The organism is Methanofastidiosum sp. (assembly GCA_013178285.1).
Taxonomy (GTDB): Archaea; Methanobacteriota_B; Thermococci; order Methanofastidiosales; family Methanofastidiosaceae; genus Methanofastidiosum.
Genome location: JABLXD010000011.1, coordinates 21,720 through 41,033, shown reverse-complemented (window position 1 = coordinate 41,033; position 19,314 = coordinate 21,720). Strand labels below are relative to the sequence as shown.

At 35.1% G+C, this 19,314-nt stretch carries 14 protein-coding genes and 1 tRNA gene; 12 read left to right on the top strand and 3 right to left on the bottom strand.

What is annotated here, in order from left to right; translation table 11 throughout:
* Positions 1–3: 3 nt before the first annotated feature.
* Positions 4–1,632, bottom strand: a complete 1,629-nt coding sequence (locus tag HPY60_05165) for a methylamine methyltransferase corrinoid protein reductive activase (GenBank protein ID NPV50570.1) — start codon at positions 1,630–1,632, stop codon at positions 4–6.
* 330 nt (positions 1,633–1,962) lie between these two features.
* Here HPY60_05165 and HPY60_05160 point away from each other — a divergent pair, with 330 nt between their 5' ends.
* The 3 genes from HPY60_05160 to HPY60_05150 are packed head-to-tail and all read left to right on the top strand — an operon-like array spanning position 1,963 to position 5,077.
* On the top strand, positions 1,963–3,402 hold the full coding sequence (locus HPY60_05160) for an FAD-binding oxidoreductase (GenBank protein NPV50569.1): 1,440 nt from the start codon (positions 1,963–1,965) through the stop codon (positions 3,400–3,402).
* A gap of 5 nt (positions 3,403–3,407) precedes the next feature.
* Positions 3,408–4,685 carry a (Fe-S)-binding protein gene (locus HPY60_05155; GenBank protein NPV50568.1) on the top strand — a complete coding sequence of 426 codons (1,278 nt, stop codon included), beginning with the start codon at positions 3,408–3,410 and terminating at the stop codon, positions 4,683–4,685.
* Between the two features lie 50 nt (positions 4,686–4,735).
* Positions 4,736–5,077: a hypothetical protein gene (locus tag HPY60_05150; protein NPV50567.1), complete on the top strand. Its 342-nt coding sequence runs from the start codon at positions 4,736–4,738 to the stop codon at positions 5,075–5,077.
* Between the two features lie 21 nt (positions 5,078–5,098).
* Here HPY60_05150 and HPY60_05145 read toward each other — a convergent pair whose 3' ends face one another.
* Positions 5,099–6,373, bottom strand: coding sequence for an aminotransferase class I/II-fold pyridoxal phosphate-dependent enzyme (locus HPY60_05145; GenBank protein ID NPV50566.1), 1,275 nt, complete (start codon positions 6,371–6,373; stop codon positions 5,099–5,101).
* A 16-nt stretch (positions 6,374–6,389) separates the two neighbouring features.
* On the opposite strand from HPY60_05145, the gene HPY60_05140 reads away from it, so the two are divergent.
* The 4 genes from HPY60_05140 to HPY60_05125 all read left to right on the top strand — a co-directional run bounded on the left by HPY60_05140 (position 6,390) and on the right by HPY60_05125 (position 11,738).
* The gene (locus tag HPY60_05140) at positions 6,390–6,617 is read left to right on the top strand and encodes a hypothetical protein (GenBank protein ID NPV50565.1); all 228 of its coding nucleotides are present in this window, start codon (positions 6,390–6,392) and stop codon (positions 6,615–6,617) included.
* Between the two features lie 16 nt (positions 6,618–6,633).
* Positions 6,634–9,132 carry a hypothetical protein gene (locus HPY60_05135; protein NPV50564.1) on the top strand — a complete coding sequence of 833 codons (2,499 nt, stop codon included), beginning with the start codon at positions 6,634–6,636 and terminating at the stop codon, positions 9,130–9,132.
* A gap of 80 nt (positions 9,133–9,212) precedes the next feature.
* A complete protein-coding gene (locus HPY60_05130) occupies positions 9,213–10,496 on the top strand; it encodes an MFS transporter (GenBank protein NPV50563.1) in 1,284 nt (427 codons plus the stop codon).
* A gap of 18 nt (positions 10,497–10,514) precedes the next feature.
* The gene (locus HPY60_05125) at positions 10,515–11,738 is read left to right on the top strand and encodes a Zn-dependent hydrolase (protein ID NPV50562.1); all 1,224 of its coding nucleotides are present in this window, start codon (positions 10,515–10,517) and stop codon (positions 11,736–11,738) included.
* A gap of 1 nt (position 11,739) precedes the next feature.
* Here the strand turns inward: HPY60_05125 and HPY60_05120 are convergent, their stop codons facing one another.
* Positions 11,740–12,675 carry a hypothetical protein gene (locus tag HPY60_05120; protein NPV50561.1) on the bottom strand — a complete coding sequence of 312 codons (936 nt, stop codon included), beginning with the start codon at positions 12,673–12,675 and terminating at the stop codon, positions 11,740–11,742.
* Between the two features lie 99 nt (positions 12,676–12,774).
* Here HPY60_05120 and uvrC point away from each other — a divergent pair, with 99 nt between their 5' ends.
* The 5 genes from uvrC (at position 12,775) to HPY60_05095 (ending at position 19,310) form a co-directional block, all read left to right on the top strand.
* Positions 12,775–14,499, top strand: coding sequence for an excinuclease ABC subunit UvrC (gene uvrC, locus HPY60_05115; protein NPV50560.1), 1,725 nt, complete (start codon positions 12,775–12,777; stop codon positions 14,497–14,499).
* Positions 14,500–14,567: 68 nt separating this feature from the next.
* Positions 14,568–15,956, top strand: a complete 1,389-nt coding sequence (locus HPY60_05110; protein ID NPV50559.1) for a DHH family phosphoesterase — start codon at positions 14,568–14,570, stop codon at positions 15,954–15,956.
* 9 nt (positions 15,957–15,965) lie between these two features.
* Entirely contained in the window at positions 15,966–17,753 is a 1,788-nt protein-coding gene (locus HPY60_05105; protein ID NPV50558.1) for a phosphoenolpyruvate carboxykinase (ATP), read from the top strand.
* A 42-nt stretch (positions 17,754–17,795) separates the two neighbouring features.
* Positions 17,796–17,870 (top strand) — tRNA-Tyr (locus HPY60_05100).
* Between the two features lie 165 nt (positions 17,871–18,035).
* On the top strand, positions 18,036–19,310 hold the full coding sequence (locus tag HPY60_05095; GenBank protein ID NPV50557.1) for a hypothetical protein: 1,275 nt from the start codon (positions 18,036–18,038) through the stop codon (positions 19,308–19,310).
* Positions 19,311–19,314: the final 4 nt, after the last annotated feature.

Genomic DNA, 19,314 nt, shown 5'->3' with positions numbered 1-19,314 from the left:
AACTCACCTGTCAAGTGATTCTGTAAGTTTTTCAAATTTAAATACTTTATAGGGGCACGAGGATTGACACCTTAAACATGCCTCGCCATTACATCTTTCAGAGAGTATTCTTATTTTGAAATACCCTTCTTCTATTTCTTCTACCTTTAAAGCTCTTTCGGGGCATACTTTTTCACATTTTCCGCAGCCTTGACAATTTTCAAATTCTGCAAATAGTTCTACTCCAATGTGATCTATTACTTTCAATTCCTGGCCAATATCCGGTATGTCCCTCTTAACTATCTTATTTATTTCTAAATCCCCCTTAACAGGTGGCAGTTGTTGGATATTTTTTAAAGTGAGCATCTGGTTGTATTTATCCATAGACATTCCCTGCTCCCAATATGCAAGCTCTTGGACATAAACATCAGTGAATATCTTTGAAGTTGCAAACATTATGTGCTTGCTTCTTATTTTATCGGCAAGTTTTTGTAATTCATCTAAAGTATATTTTCCAACTAAAACGTCGTTGGCCAAAAGTAATGAGGTATTCCCAACTTGGTATACCTTTTGGATAGTTGGAGGTATCAAACCTATTTTTCTTGATTTCATTGCATCTACATATGTTCCAGAGGCGCCGCACATGTACATTGTCTTTACGTCTTCAAGTTTTATCCCAGCTTCCTGTGCAAGAGTGAGATGGCCTGCTCTTATAGCACCAATTGCTTTTCCTGCTTCTTTTAGGTCATCTTCTGTAAAGTAAATATTTTCATCTAGCCTTAATCTCCTAGTTTTAGTATAGATGTAAGGAAGCTCTATAACTCCAGTTTCAAGCCCTGCATATATGACCGATACTACTCCAGTACCTGTAACGCCAATTGGTTGGACATTCGAAAGTTTCTTTCCTCTAAATTCCTCTTTCCATAAATCTAAAATTCTAACGCTCTGTGGCATCATATTCTCATCCAGTGCTATCGTATGCCATCCAAATTCAAGGACAACATCAGATATAGCCCCCGGAGAAGCTAGCATTCCACAGGATACTTCTTGACCTTCAAGAGCGGGCCCAGATGCTGCAGAACCTGTAAATATTTTATCCCCAACTTTCAAGGCCATTTCAGCATTTGTTCCGTAATCTGTTACTAATGAAATTTCTTTATTATCAAGAAAATTACTTTTTAGCATCATTGCAAGGGCATCGGCACCGATTTCGTGCTTTATTGCAGGCGGTATGTATATGTCTGCGTCCATTCCCCTAATTCCTACTTCTTGCGAGGAAATTACTTTGGCATTTCTCGATTGAATCTCTATTTTTTCAGCTTCAAGGTATTTAGGATCGGCATACGCCAAATCTTTAATACTAATCCCCTCAAATAAAGAAAGTTGAATTGGATTACCGCAAATTGCAATTTTTTCAATAGTTTTAGGATCTATATTCATCTGATTTAGAATTCTTTCAAATGCGTCAATCATCAATTTGTGAGCGATATCCTCACTTACCTTAATAGCAAAGTTAAGATGATCCATCACGTTTGCACCCGGTAATGGATGCCTCAACGTAATAGCAGTTCTCAATACTTTCTTAGTGTCTAGATCAACAAGCTGAACTCTAAATCCGCTAGTGCCTATATCAAATGCAATCCCCATTGACATATTATCTCATCTCAGATTATTGTAATTCAAATCTCATGAATAAATTATCCCTTTTTTAATCTTTCGGAATAAAGTCATATTATCGGACATTATTAATAAGATAATAATATTAAAAAATAATGTAATATTTGAAATGAACAATTTTCGAAAATTATTAAGTAAATATTTCTTTTAGATTAAATATTTATTCACTATTAAAATCTATTACTAATAATTTAAAAAGGAGTCTAACATTTAATACCGAAAAATATATAAATGGTCTTTTAAAATGACAATCGGATAAGGTAACCTAATTTTAAACCTTGTCTAATTAATCCAGGAGGAATCTTTTTGGACAGAAAAGAAAGAATATATAAGACATTAAGCCAAATCGTAGGCGATGAAAAATGGGTCTCTAACAGTCCTGTTGACTGTTGGGCTTATTCCTACGATATGACATACAAGAGGCCACAGATGCCAAATTACGTTGTTCTCCCAAAAACGCCAGAAGAAATTCAGTCAATTCTTAGACTTGCGAATTCAGAGAAGATACCAGTAGTACCATTTACAGCAGGTACAAACATTGGTGGACTTTGCGTTCCAGAACAAGGCGGTATCTTGATGGATCTTAAGAGAATGGATCAAATTCTCGAAATCAACGAAGAAGTAAGATTTGCAGTTATAGAGCCAGGTGTAAGTCAGGCTCAATTTGCACAAGAGCTATTTAAAAGAGGATACAGATTTGGATGGCCAGTAGGTCCACCATCTGCATCAGTATTATCATGTGCAATACACCATGGAATTGGTGGAATGAGCGGAAGATACGGACTTAACAGTAACCACATTACTGGTATGGAAGTAGTAAGACCAACAGGGGAAATACTCATGTGTGGATCTCCCGCAATTAGGAGAGATTCATGGCAGAGCTGTATGCCTCTTCCAAGATTTGACGGTCTATTCACCGGTACTCTTGGAACAACTGGTGTTGTAACAAAGCTCGGATTATTCATACCCCCAGTACCTGATTACGTACATATCGGAACTTTTGCTGCAGACGATCTAACTGATATGGAAAAATTCATGAGAACATTCAGTAAATATGAATATGCAGATGATCTAACTGCAATCTCATGGTGGTTAAGCCAAGTACCAATTCCTTATCCATACATTGAAAAACCAAAAGGCGCTCCAGAATGGACTGGATACACTGTCTTGTACGCATTCACAGAAAAGGAATTAGAAAACAAAGTTGAAGTTTTCAATAAAGTAATAAAAGATCTAGGTAAACAAGGCAACTCTATTAAATCTACAGATGTTCCTGAAGAGTCAAAGAAAGGAAGAACTCAATTACCATCTCAGATTGTAGGTTCAACAAAGAACTACTGTAAGCAGGGTGGAGGAGGAATCGCCTGGCCTGGAACATTTACCCCTTCAAACAGATGGGTAGGTGTTTACAACTTGTGGAAAGAAATTTACACAAAGAAAGCTAAGATTCCATTATCACCATCAACAAGAGTTACAATGTACCGTGGATGTCACTATGGTATGTTAAGAATTATGACACCATTCCCAAGAGACAGACCTGAAGAAGAAGCAAACGCCGCTTGGTGTGTAAGAGAAGCAGCAAAAGTCTTAATTGATGCTGGAGGTATCCCATACAAGCCACCAACAGACTTCGCTAGAGAAATTAACAAGAGAGCAGATCCAGGATGGATAGACCTTATCTGCGATATTAAAGACATGCTCGACCCCAACGGAATAATGAATCCAGGTAAATGGGGAGTAAGGTGATACAAATGCCAGAAAACTTTAAAGATCTTAAGTGGTATTCCCAGTTCTTCAGAAAATGTAGTAAGTGTGGAACATGTAAGTCTGCATACTCTTACGGACCACCACCCACAAATGCAACAATATGTCCCCAAGGAGAATACTTTAAACTTGATTCCTACTACGGATCAAGATCAAAGTCATTCCTTGGACATGCAATTTTGGAAAACAAAGTCGATTTAACAGATCCAGCCATACAGGAAGACATGCAAAAGGCAGTTTTCTCATGTACAGTATGTGGTGGATGTCAGTCCCAGTGTCTCCTTGACTACAAGCCATGGATTTGTGACTACATTGAAGAAATGAGACACTACCTAGTAGGTAAAGGAATAGGACCAACAAAAGCAGAAAAGATGTACCAAGAAAAAGTAATAAAAGACCACAATCCATACGGTGAAACTCACTCTTCAAGATTCAACTGGTTAAAAGATGTAAAAGATCTTAAGACAGATGGTAATATGGTTTACTTCGCAGGATGTACAGCATCTTACAGAAGAACTGAAATTGCCAAGTCAACAGCCAGTGTTTTATCAAAACTTGGAGAAGACTGGGGAGTAATGGGAGAGAACGAATACTGCTGTGGTTCACCTTTACTAAGGGCTGGACTTAGAGAAGAGCCAGAAAAACTTGCACAGCACAATGTTGACTACATAAACGACCATGGATTTAAGACAATTGTTACAGCTTGTGCAGGATGTTACAAGGTTCTTTCCAAGGAATATGAAAAATGGTGGGGCTTAAAGCTTAAAGCAAAGGTCATGCACACATCCGAATACCTCGAAGAAAAGATGAAGAAAGGCGAACTAAAGTTAAGCAATGTACCTGCAACAGTTACATACCACGACCCATGTCACATGGGAAGACACATGAACCACTACGAAGTTGACATGGAAGGAAAGAAGATGTGGAAAGGCGCATTCGTCCAAGTTGACAAGCCAGGTCTTTACGAAACACCAAGAAATGTCCTTAAAGCTATACCAGGTATACAGTTTAAGGAAATGTACAGAAACAGAGACAACTCATTCTGCTGTGGTGCTGGTGGAGGTATAAAATCTTCATACCCAGACGTAGCTCTTGAAACTGCAAAGACAAGAGTAAGAGAAGCAGAGGGTGTAGATGGAGTACAAAAGATTGTAACTCCATGTCCATTCTGTGTTACAAACCTTGGTGACGGTGCAAAGGCACTTGGTTCTAAGATGGAAGTAGTTGACCTTATACAGCTAGTTGACCAAGCTCTAAAAAAATAAATTAAAAATATTTTATTTTTTATTTTAAATTTTTATATTAGGAGATTTTTATGAAACCCGATCATTTTGAATTTAAATCTAATAAACCCGGCGTCTTTTCAGACATATATTCAGTAAAATCTTTAGGTAATTATGCAAAGTTTGAATTAGAACTTAGAGATAAAGAAGGCAATTTAATTAAGGAAGGGGAACTACATGTTCAAGTACTTTCAGAATTATTCGTGCCACTAATTGTAAAAAGATTTAATCCATTTGAAGGTAAATTATCCTTAACAATCGGTAATGAACACATTGGCCTATGTGAAGCTTTCTTTTTAATAAGATTTAAGTCAGACGAAATTATAGATGTTAGCAAATCAAAAATGGACATAGATTTCGTAAATGATATTTAAAAAGAAAAAGTTTATTTTTTCTTAAATTTTGTCGAGTGCGTTCTTTAAATCATTGATTATATCTTTATAATTTTCGATTCCAACTGAAAGTCTTATCATATTGTCTGTAATCTCGGCATCTTTTAGAGTTTCTGCATCTACTTCAGAGTGCGTCATTGCTTTAGGATGTTCAATTAAAGATTCTGTTCCTCCGAGACTTACCGCCAATTTACACAACTTGACATTATCCAAGAACTTAAATGCTTCTTTCTTACCGCCTTTGATATAGAAAGACAGCAAAGACCCGGGACCTTTACATTGTTTTTTGTATATCTTATACTGCTCACTTTTCTTATCGTATAATTCTGGATAAATGACCCTTTCTACTTTTGGATGTTTTGATAAAAATTCAGCTATCTTTGTAGCGTTTTCCATTTGCCTTTGCATTCTTATATGAACAGTTTCTAATGACCTGGACATGAGCCATGCATCGAAGGGATTCCCGTTAGTTCCTATCATTCCTCTTATTCCCTTTATCTTAGATATGTCTTCCTTTGACCCAAGTGCTGCTCCGGCAATAACATCAGAATGTCCTCCAATGAATTTAGTTGCTGAGTAAAGAACAATGTCGACTTTCTGTTCTAAAGGCGACTGAAATATTGGCCCCATGAAAGTATTGTCTGCAATAACTTTAGCATTTATTCCTTCTCTCTTTAATGAGTCCCTGATTTTTACAATCGCTTCTACATCTACCATTACATTGTTGGGATTTGCAGGTGTTTCGATGTATAAAATAACAGATCTTCCTTTAAGTTTATCTTTATGAGATTTTATCTTTTCTTCCATTAGTTTTGGAGTTTCTGATCCTGCTCTAGCGTGTATTGTAGACACTCCCATTTTCTCAAAAAACTCCTTAAAAAGAAATTCAGTTCCACCATATACAGGATTGGTGTAAAAAATATAGTCTCCATTTTTTACAAACGCAAGTAAAGTTGAAGTAATTGCCGCCATTCCCGAACCGAATATTGCTGCAGCTTCAGCCCCCTCAAGTAAAGAAAGCCTTTCTTCGACTATATCGAAGTTTGGATTTGAAAATCTAGAGTATACAAAACCTTCCTCCCCTTTGTCAAGGCCTAGTGCAACTCTAATAAATGATTCCCCTTCCTCTGCATTTTTAAATTTGTAGGTACTTGTTAAAAATATAGGAGGTTTTACTGCTCCATTATACTTTAATGGGTCATACCCTTTGCTAATAACAACCGTTTCTTTTTCCATTATATCACTCTCTATATTATTCCAAATATTTATAAAGAACATTATAAAAGTTTCTTTTATGAAGTCTGTTGGGAGAGTACTTTATTCTATCGGCCCTCTTTTCATCCTAAGATCAAAAAAAGTCAAAATTAGGGATATAGGTGCAGAAGCATTTATAGGAGAAAAGAAAATTGGCAAAGTTATAGAATTATTCGGCCCAGTAGAAAATCCTTATATTAAGATTGTCTCAAAAAGAGACCTTAAAGACAGAAAGAGTTTTGTTGGAAAGGATGTTTCGATTAGATAAATTTTTGAGGTCTTATATGAATAAAATCGTAAAGACATTACTAATCATATTTCTGCTTGTGCCATCATTTTCAAGTTTTAATCCAGTTTCAGGACAAGAGAGTGGCTACTCTATTGAAGTATTGCCTTCCTTTTCAATTGCAACTCAAGAAGACATACCGCGCCTTATAGAACTTGCTTCCAAAAACAATGTTAATACCATTTATCTACATGTAAAGCGAAGCACCGGTACAAATCCCTCTCCAGGCGTTGTTTTTTACAATAGCCGGATAGCCCCTACTTTTTATAATTTTGATGTGCTGTCTTTAATGGTAGAGGAGGCTCATAAAAAAAATATAAAGGTTTATGCGCTTGTTCCAGTTTTTTACGACGTAATTGCGGCCAATAAAGGTTTTGCATCTGTTGGACCCCAATCTGATGGTTGGGTATGTCCCCAAACAGGTTTTAATTATGAAAAAAGCATAATAGACGAGATAATAAATGGATATAATGTTGATGGGATAGTTCTGGATTACTTTGGATACCCAAATAATCTAAATTGCCAATGTCCCGAATGTATTAATGAATTTGCAAAAAGATATGGGGCATCTGCTGAAAGATTAAATCTAGAAACAGAAAAACAGAATAACTCTGAATTATGGGTCAAATGGAATACATACAGGGCAGACGAGCTTGCTAGGCTTTTGAATATTCTTTCTCAAGATATAAGAAATAACAAAAAAATGAAACTAGGAATCATCATCCCCCCCACCACATATAGGGATTATTTTGAGAATACCGATTTTGGAATTGACGTGAAAAAAATAGGCGACTATGTTGATTTTATAACTTTTAGGCGCCAAGGTTTACCTTTAGAATATGTTCCTGATGCTACGAACGGTTACAATCTACAATATGATGGGGAGATATATGTAACTGTGGAAAACAAAGATATAGGATTGCTTAACTTAGTATATTCCGGTTCAGAGTATACTTCAGGCATTATTTATTTCCAAAGAGAGCCCTGGACAGCACAGAGCTTTTCAAGAATAGCTAAATCAAGGATAGAATCCGCTAACATTTGGGCAGTAAGAGTTGATTCGAGAGAGTACTTTAATCTAGATCTTGATTCGTACATACCTATTTGGAAGAATAACAATATCAATACGGTTATTATTAGTGCAGGGAGGCCCTACTGGATAAATTTCAGATGGCCTGGGCATGAAAATGAATACAGCTCTTTAGTTCAATTATCAACTGACGACCCACTTGAAAAAATGACTACTAAACTGAAAAATGAAGGATTCAAAGTCGTAGTTTCATTTAGCTTAAACAGCCCAGAATATATACAAGCCAATCCAGCATCGGCAGCTCTAGATTATGTATTTTCAAGAAGTACTTCAAAGGTCTCGATGGTTGAAATCTCCCAAGGCGATTATGGCAAGTACTACATCGATACAGTAGAGCATATTATAAAGAATTATGACATAGATGCAATTTTAGTTACTAATGGAGACTTCTACGAATACAGTTTTGATTCTAAATCGGAAGCAGAATATCTGAAATATATGAATTCAAGAGGTATTGTGATATATGAGTGGCCAAAGACTAACTTAATAGTAAATATTGATGACAGTACAATCACGAACTGGCAAAACTTTGAAATGGAAAAATTTTATTCTTCGCTCAAAAATAGAATAGTCGGTTATGAAGTAGAATTATGGATTTCTGCTAAGACTGATGAAAAAGATCCAAATAATTTGTCTAGAAAATATGGACAAGATTTGAGTATGCTTAACAATTATGCAACTAGAGTTGTTGTAACAGCACCCCTTACGGAAGATATTGCTGGAAAGAACAAAAACTTTGCTGAAAATCTGAATGATGCCGGGATATCCTATGTTCTAGATGTTCCCCTAGTAAAAGGAGTTAGCACGCCTATTACAAAAGAAGAATTGGAACTAATAATGCAAAACTCAATAGATGGTGGAACAAAGTATGGATTATTCTCATCAAATTATTTAATTAATGAAGAAATGTGGGATTCCATCCTTAAACTATCACTATATAAAGAGATATCCGGGATAGATGATGCCCAACTTTTAAATCTGTACAATGGGGGCCGTTATGATCTATTAAAAGAACGCATCCAGGAAATAAAAAAGATTAGAGAAGAAGAGATTACAAATTTGAGAAATCAATCAATAATTAAACTTAGAAATTTGGAAAAAGTTGTAGGGAACGTTGACTCAAAAGCAGCACTTATCAAAGGGTTAGGATTTGATAATTCACAGATAGCGGAAAAAATGGATTTTGGTAAAAGAGAGTACAGCATAGCTAAAAATTCCTTTATAGAAAGTAGATACAAGGAAGCTGTTGAAAGTTCGGATAATGCTGAAATAGTTCTAGATCAAGTTAACTATGCCCTTCAAGTTGAAATTGACAAAGTATATTCATCTAGAATGTTTATTGGATTTACAGTAATAATTGTCTTTGTAATTTTTATGTTCCTTATTTATTACTCCTATAGGAACTAAAAAGAATTAATTTTAAATATTCATTTCTTTTAAATTAATCATAAATCTGAAAAGATTTAGAGATTATTGTTGTGATTGTTATGGTTAAAGATATTATTTTTGGTTTGACAGAAAAAAAATACCGATGGATTCTTTTATTGACATTAGCTTTAGTATACTTTTTTGTTTACTTCCATAGAGTCTCATCTGCAGTTATATCAAAGGATTTGTTACATGAGTTTGGTGTATCTGCCCTCTCTCTGGGGCTTTTGTCCTCGATGTATTTCTATTCATATTCGCTATTTCAGATACCTGTGGGAATATTCTCGGACACAATAGGGCCAAGAAAGACAATAGCTTTTCTAACTATATTTTCTGCTATAGGGTCATTTCTATTTGGAGTTGCATTGAACTTTAACATGGCCCTGTTTGCAAGATTAATAATTGGTGTTGGTGTATCAGGCGTATGGATACCTGCGCTCAAATTATTTTCAGTTTGGTATTCCAAGAGAGAGTATGCCACAATGGTGGGCGTTTTACTTGCAGTTGGTAATGTAGGGGCTATTTCTGCTTCATACCCTCTAGCCTTAATTGTGTCTGATTTTGGCTGGAGATATGCATTTTATGTAATAGGGATAATTGCAGTGTTTCTAGCATTGATATCTTGGATATTCATAAGAGACTCTCCTGAACACTACCTAAATAAAAATAAAGAAAAAAGTGTAGTAAATAAAGTTTCTGCAAGACAACATTTATCTAAAGATCTTATTAAATTAATTTTTAAAAATAAGGATGTCTGGATACTTTCGATATGGTTATTTGTTGTTTACGGGGCTCTTCTTTCTTATCAGGGATTGTGGGCTTATCCATACTTTAGGGATGTCTTCAATCTTTCCAAGGCGACATCTGGTTTTATCCTAATGTTTGTTAGCATTGGAATGCTTATAGGATCCCCTTTTGTAGGATACTTCTCAGACAAAATTATGAAAAGCAGAAAGAAGGTAATAATCATATGGCTTTCTTGTTTTATGCTACCTTGGATACTAATCTCATTTTTCACAGCAAGAGTTAATGTAAGCCTTCTCTACTTACTTTCATTCTGGATGGGATTCTTTGGATGCGGAAATGTTGTTGTTTTTGCAATAATAAAAGAACAGTTTCCATTGGGCGTAACTGGAACAGTTCAAAGTATAGTTAATGTTTTTCCTTTTGTTGGTGCTGCTTTCTTCCAGACTTTTTTGGGATACATCCTAGATCTAGTTGGTGGATTTGATGGAGTTTATCCAGTAGAGGCCTATAGTTTAGCATTCAAATTTGTATTTGCATTTGTTATCATTGTATACCTCATGTCATTTTTCGTTAAAGAAACACTGACTACAGATTAGCCTTTATGGAGAGCCAGTATGAAAGTAAATGCAAAGAGAATTGAAAATGATATAGAGGTAATAAATAATTTTAATTCAACTCCTGGCCATGGGATAAGTAGAGCAACATTTACAGAAGAATACATAGGAGCAATTGATTACATCTTCAATGAACTTAGAAAGATAGGTGCAGATGTAAAGATCATGAGAGGGGGAAATATTAGGGCAAGATTAGAAGGGAGTATCAAAGATGCACCTTCAGTTATGATAGGCTCCCACATAGACAGTGTCTTTCAAGGTGGAAAATTTGACGGCGTTGTTGGGACTGTAACGTCTTTAGAAGTCTTCAGGACCATTTTTGAGAAAAAAATGCCCCATAGAAACCCTATTGATTTTGTAGTATTTGTAGAAGAGGATGGCTCAAGATTTTCATCGGTATTGTTGGGTAGTAGGATATGGGCAGGAAAAGTAAAAGAAGAAGACTTGGCTAAAATAATGGATAAAGATGGAATAAGTTATATTGAAGCAATGAATAGTTCTGGATTAATTCCAGAGGACAATTCAACTCTAGAGGGTAAGAAAATTAAAGCTATGATTGAACCTCATATAGAGCAAAGCTTAGTTCTAGAGAGTAAAGGACTTTCAATAGGCATCGTTGAAACAATAGCGGGCATAAAACAATTGGAAGTGGTAATTGAAGGTGTTTCAAATCATGCGGGTGCAACTCCAATGAACTTGAGGAATGATGCTTTATGCAGTGTTGCAGAAATAATCTTGAATGCAGAAAAGATAGCTTCAGAGAATGGCACTTCTGTTGCAACTGTAGGGCTTGTAGAAGTATCTCCTGGAAAAACAAATATTATTCCTGGAAAGGTAAAATTTACTCTTGATATTAGGGATAAAGATGATGCCACTCTAAATGAAATATCAGAGCGAATAATCAAATTCATTGAATCTTCTTGCAAGAATAGAAGGCTTTCTCACAAAATAAAGCAGGTCTCTTATACTAAGCCAGTTTTTTTATCAAAAAAGGTAGTCGAGATAATAGAAAATTCTGCTAGAAACCAAGGTATTGATACATTGAGGATGGTAAGTGGTGCGGTCCATGATTCATCTGTCATTGCTGAATTAACTGATGTGGGCATGATATTTGTTCCAAGCAAGGAGGGTAGAAGCCATTGTCCTGAAGAGTACACACATTTAAAAGATATCGAGATAGCTGCAAATATTCTATTGGAATCAGTAATAGAACTTTCTAAATAAATTAAAATAATTTTCCCAATATAAAGAACCACAAATTAAGGTAAAATACCGAAAGAAGAGCAGAGATTAAATTTAAAGAGGCTATTGTTTCTTTGAAAAAGTCATACCTTTCGCTGAGTACTATCGTTGAAACTGCAATAGGCATCCCATGCATCAGCACTATAATGGTGCTCTCAAAAGAGGGTACAACAAAAACAAACTTCAACAATATAATTGCAATTAAAGGCAAGAAAACTATTCTCAAAAGACTCAATCCAAAGGCCGCTTTAAGATTTCCATAACTTCTGCCATAAAAAAATAATCCAAGCATGAATATCGCAACTGTTGAAGTAGTGCCCCCAAGCCTATGTAAGGTTGTAGAAATAAAAATAGGGACTTCATATCCTATCAAATTAATAGATACGCCTAATAATGTTGAAAGAATCAAAGGATTCTTTGAGAATCTCTTCACTATTGTCTTTATCCTAGAACTATTTTCCCCATCAAGTTTGTACAACTCTAAGACGGAAGTTGCAGTAATAACGCTAACTAAACTTATTGTAGACGCAAAGAGTGCAGCTAATCTTTCTGATTCCCCTGTACCAAAAGCAAACACCACAAAGGGTATACCGAAGAATGCAAGGCTGCCAAAAACAGTTGCTACTATCAATAAATACAAAGTTTTTTTATCTTTGACTATTTTCAATAAGAAAATAAAAACTAGTAAACCAAGTGCAATGAATATGGGTGCCACTCCGGCAATTACATATTCCAATACCTCTCTTGAAAATTCTACCTCATAGATATTTATAAAAAACAGTGCTGGAAGGGCAAAATAGTATATGTAAGAACTTAAGACTCTCTCGTCTCCATGCTTCAAAATACCATATCTTCTAGATAGATAACCAAGGGCAATTAAAAGCAGAATTGGAATTGAAGTTCTTAAAATAACGCTCAAGATAATCCTCTTGACTTCTCATTTATTGGATTTCGTTTAAAATCCTTTGTATTTTATTTTAAAAACTTTTAAATCCAATAGAATAAATTCATTACTATCATGAGCAATGACTTGTACCTTAAAAAAAATTTCCCAGAAGAGCCTGGCGTTTATGTAATGAAAGACTCTAAGGGAAATATACTCTACGTTGGAAAGGCAAAATCTCTAAAGAAGAGACTAGCTTCATACTTCCAAAAAAATATACCAGATAGGGTTTCATTCCTCATGAGCAGGGTAGAGGACATAGAATATGTTGCTACGGATACTGAGACAGAGGCACTCTTACTTGAGTATAATTTCATTAAAAAATACAAGCCGAGGTACAACATCCATTTCAGAGATGATAAGAAGTACCCATATATCAAAATAACAAATGAAGATTTCCCGAGGATAATTGTTTCTAGAAAGATTGAGGAAGATGGGGCATATTATTTTGGCCCTTATTCTGATGTTGGATCTGCAAGGAGAATGCTTGCACTAGCAAGAAACATATTCAAATTAAGAAGCTGTAAAAAAATGAATAAAATTCCTTGCCTTAATTTTTACATTAAAAGATGTACCGCCCCCTGCACTAATCCAAATTCTAAGGGAGATTATAATAACAGAGTAACTGAATTATTGATGTTCTTTGAAAATAGGGGGGAAGAGTTAATATCAAAACTAACAAGCGAGATGAGCGCCTATTCAAATGATCAAGAGTATGAAAAGGCCCTAGGTATAAGAGATAAAATAGACGCTATCCGAAAGTCAATGGAACAACAGAAGATCTTCCTTGACACACCGATAAATAAGGATATTATAGGATTCTACGATAAAGAATCGATATGCATCTGTGTAGTAATAGTTAGGGGCGGAGTCCTAACTGGAACTAAAAACTATCCTATAGATGAGGCTTTGTTTGAAAAGGAAGATACTTTGTCATCATTCCTAAAGCAGCATTATAGAGAAGAATTCCTGCCGAACAAGATTATACTGCCTTTTGACATCCCGGATAGAAAAGAGATTCAAGCCTTTTTATCGGATGGTAAATCCGATTTAATAATAACTCCTGCAATATCGCCAAGGGAAAAAGAGGAAGTCCTACTTGCAACAAAAAATGCTGAGCTCTATTTATCTTCAAAAAAGAAATCACCATTGGAAGGCCTTATGATGTCTCTTGGCCTTGAAGATCTCCCACGAAGGATTGAAGGTTACGATATTTCAAATATAGGTCCAGAAATAAAGGTAGGATCTCAAGTAACTTTTATTGACGGCAAACCATCAAAGGAAAATTACAGGATATACAAAGTAAAAACTGTTTCGGGCCAAGATGACATATCTTCACTTAGAGAGGTATTAAGCAGGCGCTTTAAGCATCAGGAATCACTGCCAGATCTGATATTGATTGACGGTGGGAAAGGCCATTTGAATACGGCTCTATCTGTACTGGAATCATTTAGTCTTGAGATACCAACAGTGGCTCTTGCAAAACAAGAAGAAGATCTATACCTTGAAGACGACCTTAATCCATATATGGATACTGAATCAAAAAATCTATTAATTAAGATAAGAGATGAAGCGCACAGGTTTGCTATAAAGAATCTAAGGAACATGAAAAGGAAGGCGTCTGTTCGCTCACCGCTAGATGACATAATTGGTCTTGGGTCAAAGAGGAAAGCAAAGCTACTTGAGAGATTTGGAACTATTGAGAATCTAAAGAAAGCAAAAATTGAAGAGATTGATGAAGTTATTAAAAATCACCCTCTTTCAGAAGGGATATTTAATTTTCTTAGGACACTTAAGTAAGATTATCGGTAGACGAAAATGGAAACCCAAAACAAAAACTATATATATGACACGCTTAAATTATGGATATGGATTCTGATTTCACCGAGCTTTTAAAAAATGCAAAGAACAAAATTATTCAATCCAAAGATTCTAAAATAAAGATTATTTCTCATATAGATGCGGACGGTATTTCTTCTGCATCAATCCTGTCCCTTGCTTTGGACAGGCTTAAGATTAATCATGATGTCCATTTTACATCTCTTGATGGAATGCCATCTTCCCAATTAGGTGACCTCACAATATTTCTTGATATGGGAAGTGGGCAGATAGACTATCTCATGTCGGAATATGGAGACAAACAGATAATAATCGTAGACCACCACCAAGGGGAATATCCAAAAACTCCTTTCTTGGAAGTTAATCCTAACAAGTTTGGATACAGCGGCTCAGAAGAAGTTAGTGGTTCTGGCTTATCCTATCTTCTATCCTTGGAACTTGATAGCAAAAATAAAGACCTCTCTTCAATTGCAATAGTTGGTGCCGTTGGGGATATGCAAGGTTCTTGGGGAGGGCTAAAAGGACTAAATAGAGATATACTCCTAGATAGTATAGAAACAGGTTTAGTCAAAGCTCAGGAAGATTTACTATTATATGGCAGATCAACAAGACCAATTTACAAATCACTCCAGTACTTTTCTGACCCGCCAATCCCAGGAGTTACAGGAAGCGATTCTAATGCGATGGCACTTCTAAATAGCTTGGGGATCCCTTGCTATGAAGGGGACTGGAGAACAGTGTCTGATATGACCTCTGATGAGAAGAAAAAACTTGCAACAGAGATCATAAGAAAAACAATAATGGCCGTTCCACAGGAATATATTTCATTTATCCCTCAGATGATTATGGGTGAATCTTATTCACTTCTAAATGAGGAGGAGAGAAGCCCGCTAAGGGATGCTTCTGAATTTGCAACATGCCTCAATGCATGCGGAAAGAACGGTAGACCAGAAGTAGGGTTCTATGTATGTAAGGGTAACAGGGGCGTTTATTATGATATACTACTTGGACTACTTAGAAAGCACAGACAGAATATTGCAAGAAGCATGAACTTAGTTGAGAGTAGAGGCGTAGTAATGAAGGAGAAGTTTCAGTACTTTGATGGAAGTGGAATTAATGATACAATTGTTGGCACGGTGGCAAGTTTAGTTCTTGGAAACAGAGATACAGATCCTTTTTTACCGATAGTTGCCTTTACAACGCTGGCAAATGACCCAAATGTTTATAAAATCTCTGCACGCTGCTCAAGATTGTTGGTGCTTAAAGGTCTAAATTTAGGGAAAGAGATAAAGAAAAGCGCAGAATCTGTAGGTGGCAAAGGAGGAGGTCACCCACCTGCATGCGGGGCATATGTACCAATTGAAAAATTAACAGAATTTTTAAATATATTTGAAGAGAATATAGCAACGTGTATCTAGAGTGTTTTTATGAGTAGTTTTAATGTTTCTGAGAGTCTTATCCTTCCAAAAGAGAGAATTTTTTTGAATCCCTCTGACGATTTTTACATTAACTATCTAAAGCCATATTATGTTGTTACAAAAGACGGCCAGTATCTTTTTGCATCTACACAAAAAGGTAGAAGGCCCGATAAAGTTTACTACATGGTTCCAAAAGGCTACAAGCTTGGGGCTGGTCAAAAAGGCTTTGATATTGATGTTGGGAAAGAAATCTATAAGATAATAATGGAATATTTGAGAGAAATCCCTCAAGTCCTAGTAGCGGATGGTGTTCAGGGAGAAAATGGCTATGAAGTTGGGATAAGGTCTGTTGTAAGTGTAGAAAATCCCCATAGTGCATATATCTCCTGGATGGGAAAGATGATGGTATTCCCTCCAAAGGAAGAAGTTAAACCAAGTTGCTATAATTTCATAATACCTGAAAAACTTCCTGAAAAATACACTAGCCAGATGAAAAAGGTCTGGCCTGACTATAATGAGAACGAGCCACTGTCTCTTTACGATTTTACCGAGATGGAAAATGACATCAGGCGTGTTATAAATCTTGGAATTGACTATTTTGGCGGGGCTTTCAAAAAACCCAATCTGACTATGGTATGGAACAAGGGAGAATCCGACAATATGATCTCCTTCCATGCAGGACTTTCAGAGAGCTCTGTAATTATTGGGTTAAGCGGCACAGGAAAGACTACACTAACAGTTGGCCCATATCTTGAACAGGATGATGCAGTTTTGGGAAAAGTAATTACAAAGGATGATAAAATTGTTGATGTAAAGTTAGTTGGCCTTGAAGCCGCAAGCTTTGCAAAATCTGAAGGACTTTCTGAAAAAAGCCCAGAGTACCCAGGTTTGATGAAATCAAAGGATAGAAAGCATATAGTTTTAGCGATGAACATTGATTGTGAAGGCGTAGATTACGTTAAGAAAAACATCAATGGATATGATGTTGAAATACCAGTATCTTCTGGTGACATAGGTTCATTACTATGCAAGAGTTATGAAAAGAGTAGAACGACAAATGGCAGATTTATTTTTCTCTTCAGCGATTTGAACTCGTCTTGGGCTAAGACAGACAAATACTTAAGAAACTTTGTTTTGAGTTTTAAAAGATATGACATTTTCAATCCAGTCATAAAAGTTACTAATCCTCTAATGGCCGTTGCATTTGATAGCGGCTGTGAGAGTATAATTACTTCAGCAGTATCCGGCAAGGTTCCTGGAACTAGAGTAAGGTCTTATTCTGCTACTGACTTTATGGCAAGAGAGCAGGCTGAGCAGGCCGTACTAAAAAAGAAAGTTTTTACTGATATGGGGCTTGGTCAAGATGGAAAAATCAACTTCTTGATAATTAATACTGGTTTTGTTGGGGAATTTGATCTTAGTGGAAAATCAATAGGTGGAGAAAAAATAACAGTTTCTGATTCAAAGACGCTGCTTAGACTTTGTACCCATGGACTTATTAAAAACTGGATAAAGGATCCTGCCTATGGTTATTTGGTTCCATCACCTAAAGAGCTAAGTGAAGTTCACGGAATGAAAAACTTTGGCGAGAGATTTAATCCCCTCAATTACTACTCCCCCCACGATTACGTAGAATTTGTTAAGATTGATATTAAGGAAAGAAAAGATTTCCTCCACAAGATATTTGCATCTCAAAGGAACTATAAGAATCTAGAAGATTTCATTGGTGTCTGGGATGAAATTGTATTGCCATCCGCCAAAGAAATCAAAAGATTCTATGGCACATATTATTCATGAACACCGAAAAGCTTTAAAATAAGTTCATTTAACTTCATGTAGCCCGGCGTGGCCTAGTCTGGTTAGGGCAGTGGACTGTAGATCCACGGATCGCTGGTTCAAATCCGGCCGCCGGGACTTTTTTTCAATTAGAAATCCCTTGGATGTATTTATGTTATTTCTAATTATACTAATATCACTAATCTTATAATTTTAATTATGCTAAACTAATTCAAAAAGAGAAAAACAGAATTTCTCTAGTATAGTAATAAATATAAAGTAACAAAATGTTTTTTATTCTAAATGGTAAAGAAGAAAGACATAACGAAAAAAACGAAAGACCTATCAAAAGAAACTATCAAAGAAGTAACAAAAGATATACCTCTACTTAAATATCTCACAAAAGCTCATGATAATATAAAAGAAAAAGAACTTTTTAATAAACATGACAAACTTATGCGAAGTAAGCTTAACAAAATATTAGATTCTTTAGAAAATGGCGAATTTCAAAAAGAGGAAGGTACTATCCCCAAATATATAAAAAATATGGATGAAGACTTTTGTAAATATTTTTATTTATTAAAATCAAGTCATGAATTTTTTATTAATAAAGGTTATGATCCAATTATTAAAATAGAAGATTGGATAGAAATTAACAAACTAAGTCAATATAAATATTCTGATTTAGATTATAATAAATTAGTAGAATTTTTTCAAAATAAAGCATTATTCTTTAGGAAAGTACATGAGTTAAACGAGTTAATGAAAAAATATATGGCCGATGTTGTATATACTCAAAAAAATTACATAGAAATAAATAATTCAAAGATTAGTAAATGCAGTTTTATGTTTATAAATTCAGATTATTCATTCAGTTATTGGTACAATATAAATGAATTTTATTTTGACTTAAAAAACAGGGAGCTTTTCCGGAAAATATTTGATAATAAGCCTTTGGATATTGAACTTGAAGAAATAGATAAAGATGTCGATGGTTTTTTTATGGACTTCATAGGATTTACAGAAGAGCTATTTCAACATCAAGTAAGCCTGAAAGAAAGAAAGGAATTTTATTCTTATTATCTTAATGAACGAGCATCTGAATATAAAATTTCCGAGAAATACGCTTTCAAGGGGGTTATATTCCCTCAAAACTTTGTAAAGGACGTTTATTCAGGTAAAATCTTCCAAGAATATAATCTTGAATATGATGAAGAAATATTTGGCAGTGAATATTGTAAGCTATTTCAAAAATTTGCTATTGTATTTTTAACGAATGACATTAGATATTTTGACCTAAATAAATTCATTAATAATATTGAAACACAAATGTCAAGTTGGCAAATTCCAACTAATTTTGAAATATATGATTTTCTAATGAAAATCCATAAAGAAAAAGATATTCCAAATAATTTCTCTAATATTATTTATTTTTTTGCAAATATGTTCAATGAACTTATATATACGTTTACTATTAAATCTCCAAACTCTAATTTCTTTTTGATTAAATCTAATTTTGATATGGAAGAACAAGAAGGTAAAAAATTAATTGAAGCTTATTTAACAAAAATTGATTAATCTA

Bases quoted from the DNA above. Each gene is read 5' to 3' on its own strand.
- uvrC (NPV50560.1), top strand. From the start codon at position 12,775: ATGAGCAATGACTTGTACCTTAAAAAAAATTTCCCAGAAGAGCCTGGC.
- HPY60_05150 (NPV50567.1), top strand. From the start codon at position 4,736: ATGAAACCCGATCATTTTGAATTTAAATCTAATAAACCCGGCGTCTTT.
- HPY60_05110 (NPV50559.1), top strand. From the start codon at position 14,568: ATGGATTCTGATTTCACCGAGCTTTTAAAAAATGCAAAGAACAAAATT.
- HPY60_05135 (NPV50564.1), top strand. From the start codon at position 6,634: ATGAATAAAATCGTAAAGACATTACTAATCATATTTCTGCTTGTGCCA.
- HPY60_05165 (NPV50570.1), bottom strand. From the start codon at position 1,632: ATGTCAATGGGGATTGCATTTGATATAGGCACTAGCGGATTTAGAGTT.
- HPY60_05145 (NPV50566.1), bottom strand. From the start codon at position 6,373: ATGTTCTTTATAAATATTTGGAATAATATAGAGAGTGATATAATGGAA.
- HPY60_05095 (NPV50557.1), top strand. From the start codon at position 18,036: ATGGTAAAGAAGAAAGACATAACGAAAAAAACGAAAGACCTATCAAAA.
- HPY60_05155 (NPV50568.1), top strand. From the start codon at position 3,408: ATGCCAGAAAACTTTAAAGATCTTAAGTGGTATTCCCAGTTCTTCAGA.
- HPY60_05125 (NPV50562.1), top strand. From the start codon at position 10,515: ATGAAAGTAAATGCAAAGAGAATTGAAAATGATATAGAGGTAATAAAT.
- HPY60_05140 (NPV50565.1), top strand. From the start codon at position 6,390: ATGAAGTCTGTTGGGAGAGTACTTTATTCTATCGGCCCTCTTTTCATC.
- HPY60_05130 (NPV50563.1), top strand. From the start codon at position 9,213: ATGGTTAAAGATATTATTTTTGGTTTGACAGAAAAAAAATACCGATGG.
- HPY60_05105 (NPV50558.1), top strand. From the start codon at position 15,966: ATGAGTAGTTTTAATGTTTCTGAGAGTCTTATCCTTCCAAAAGAGAGA.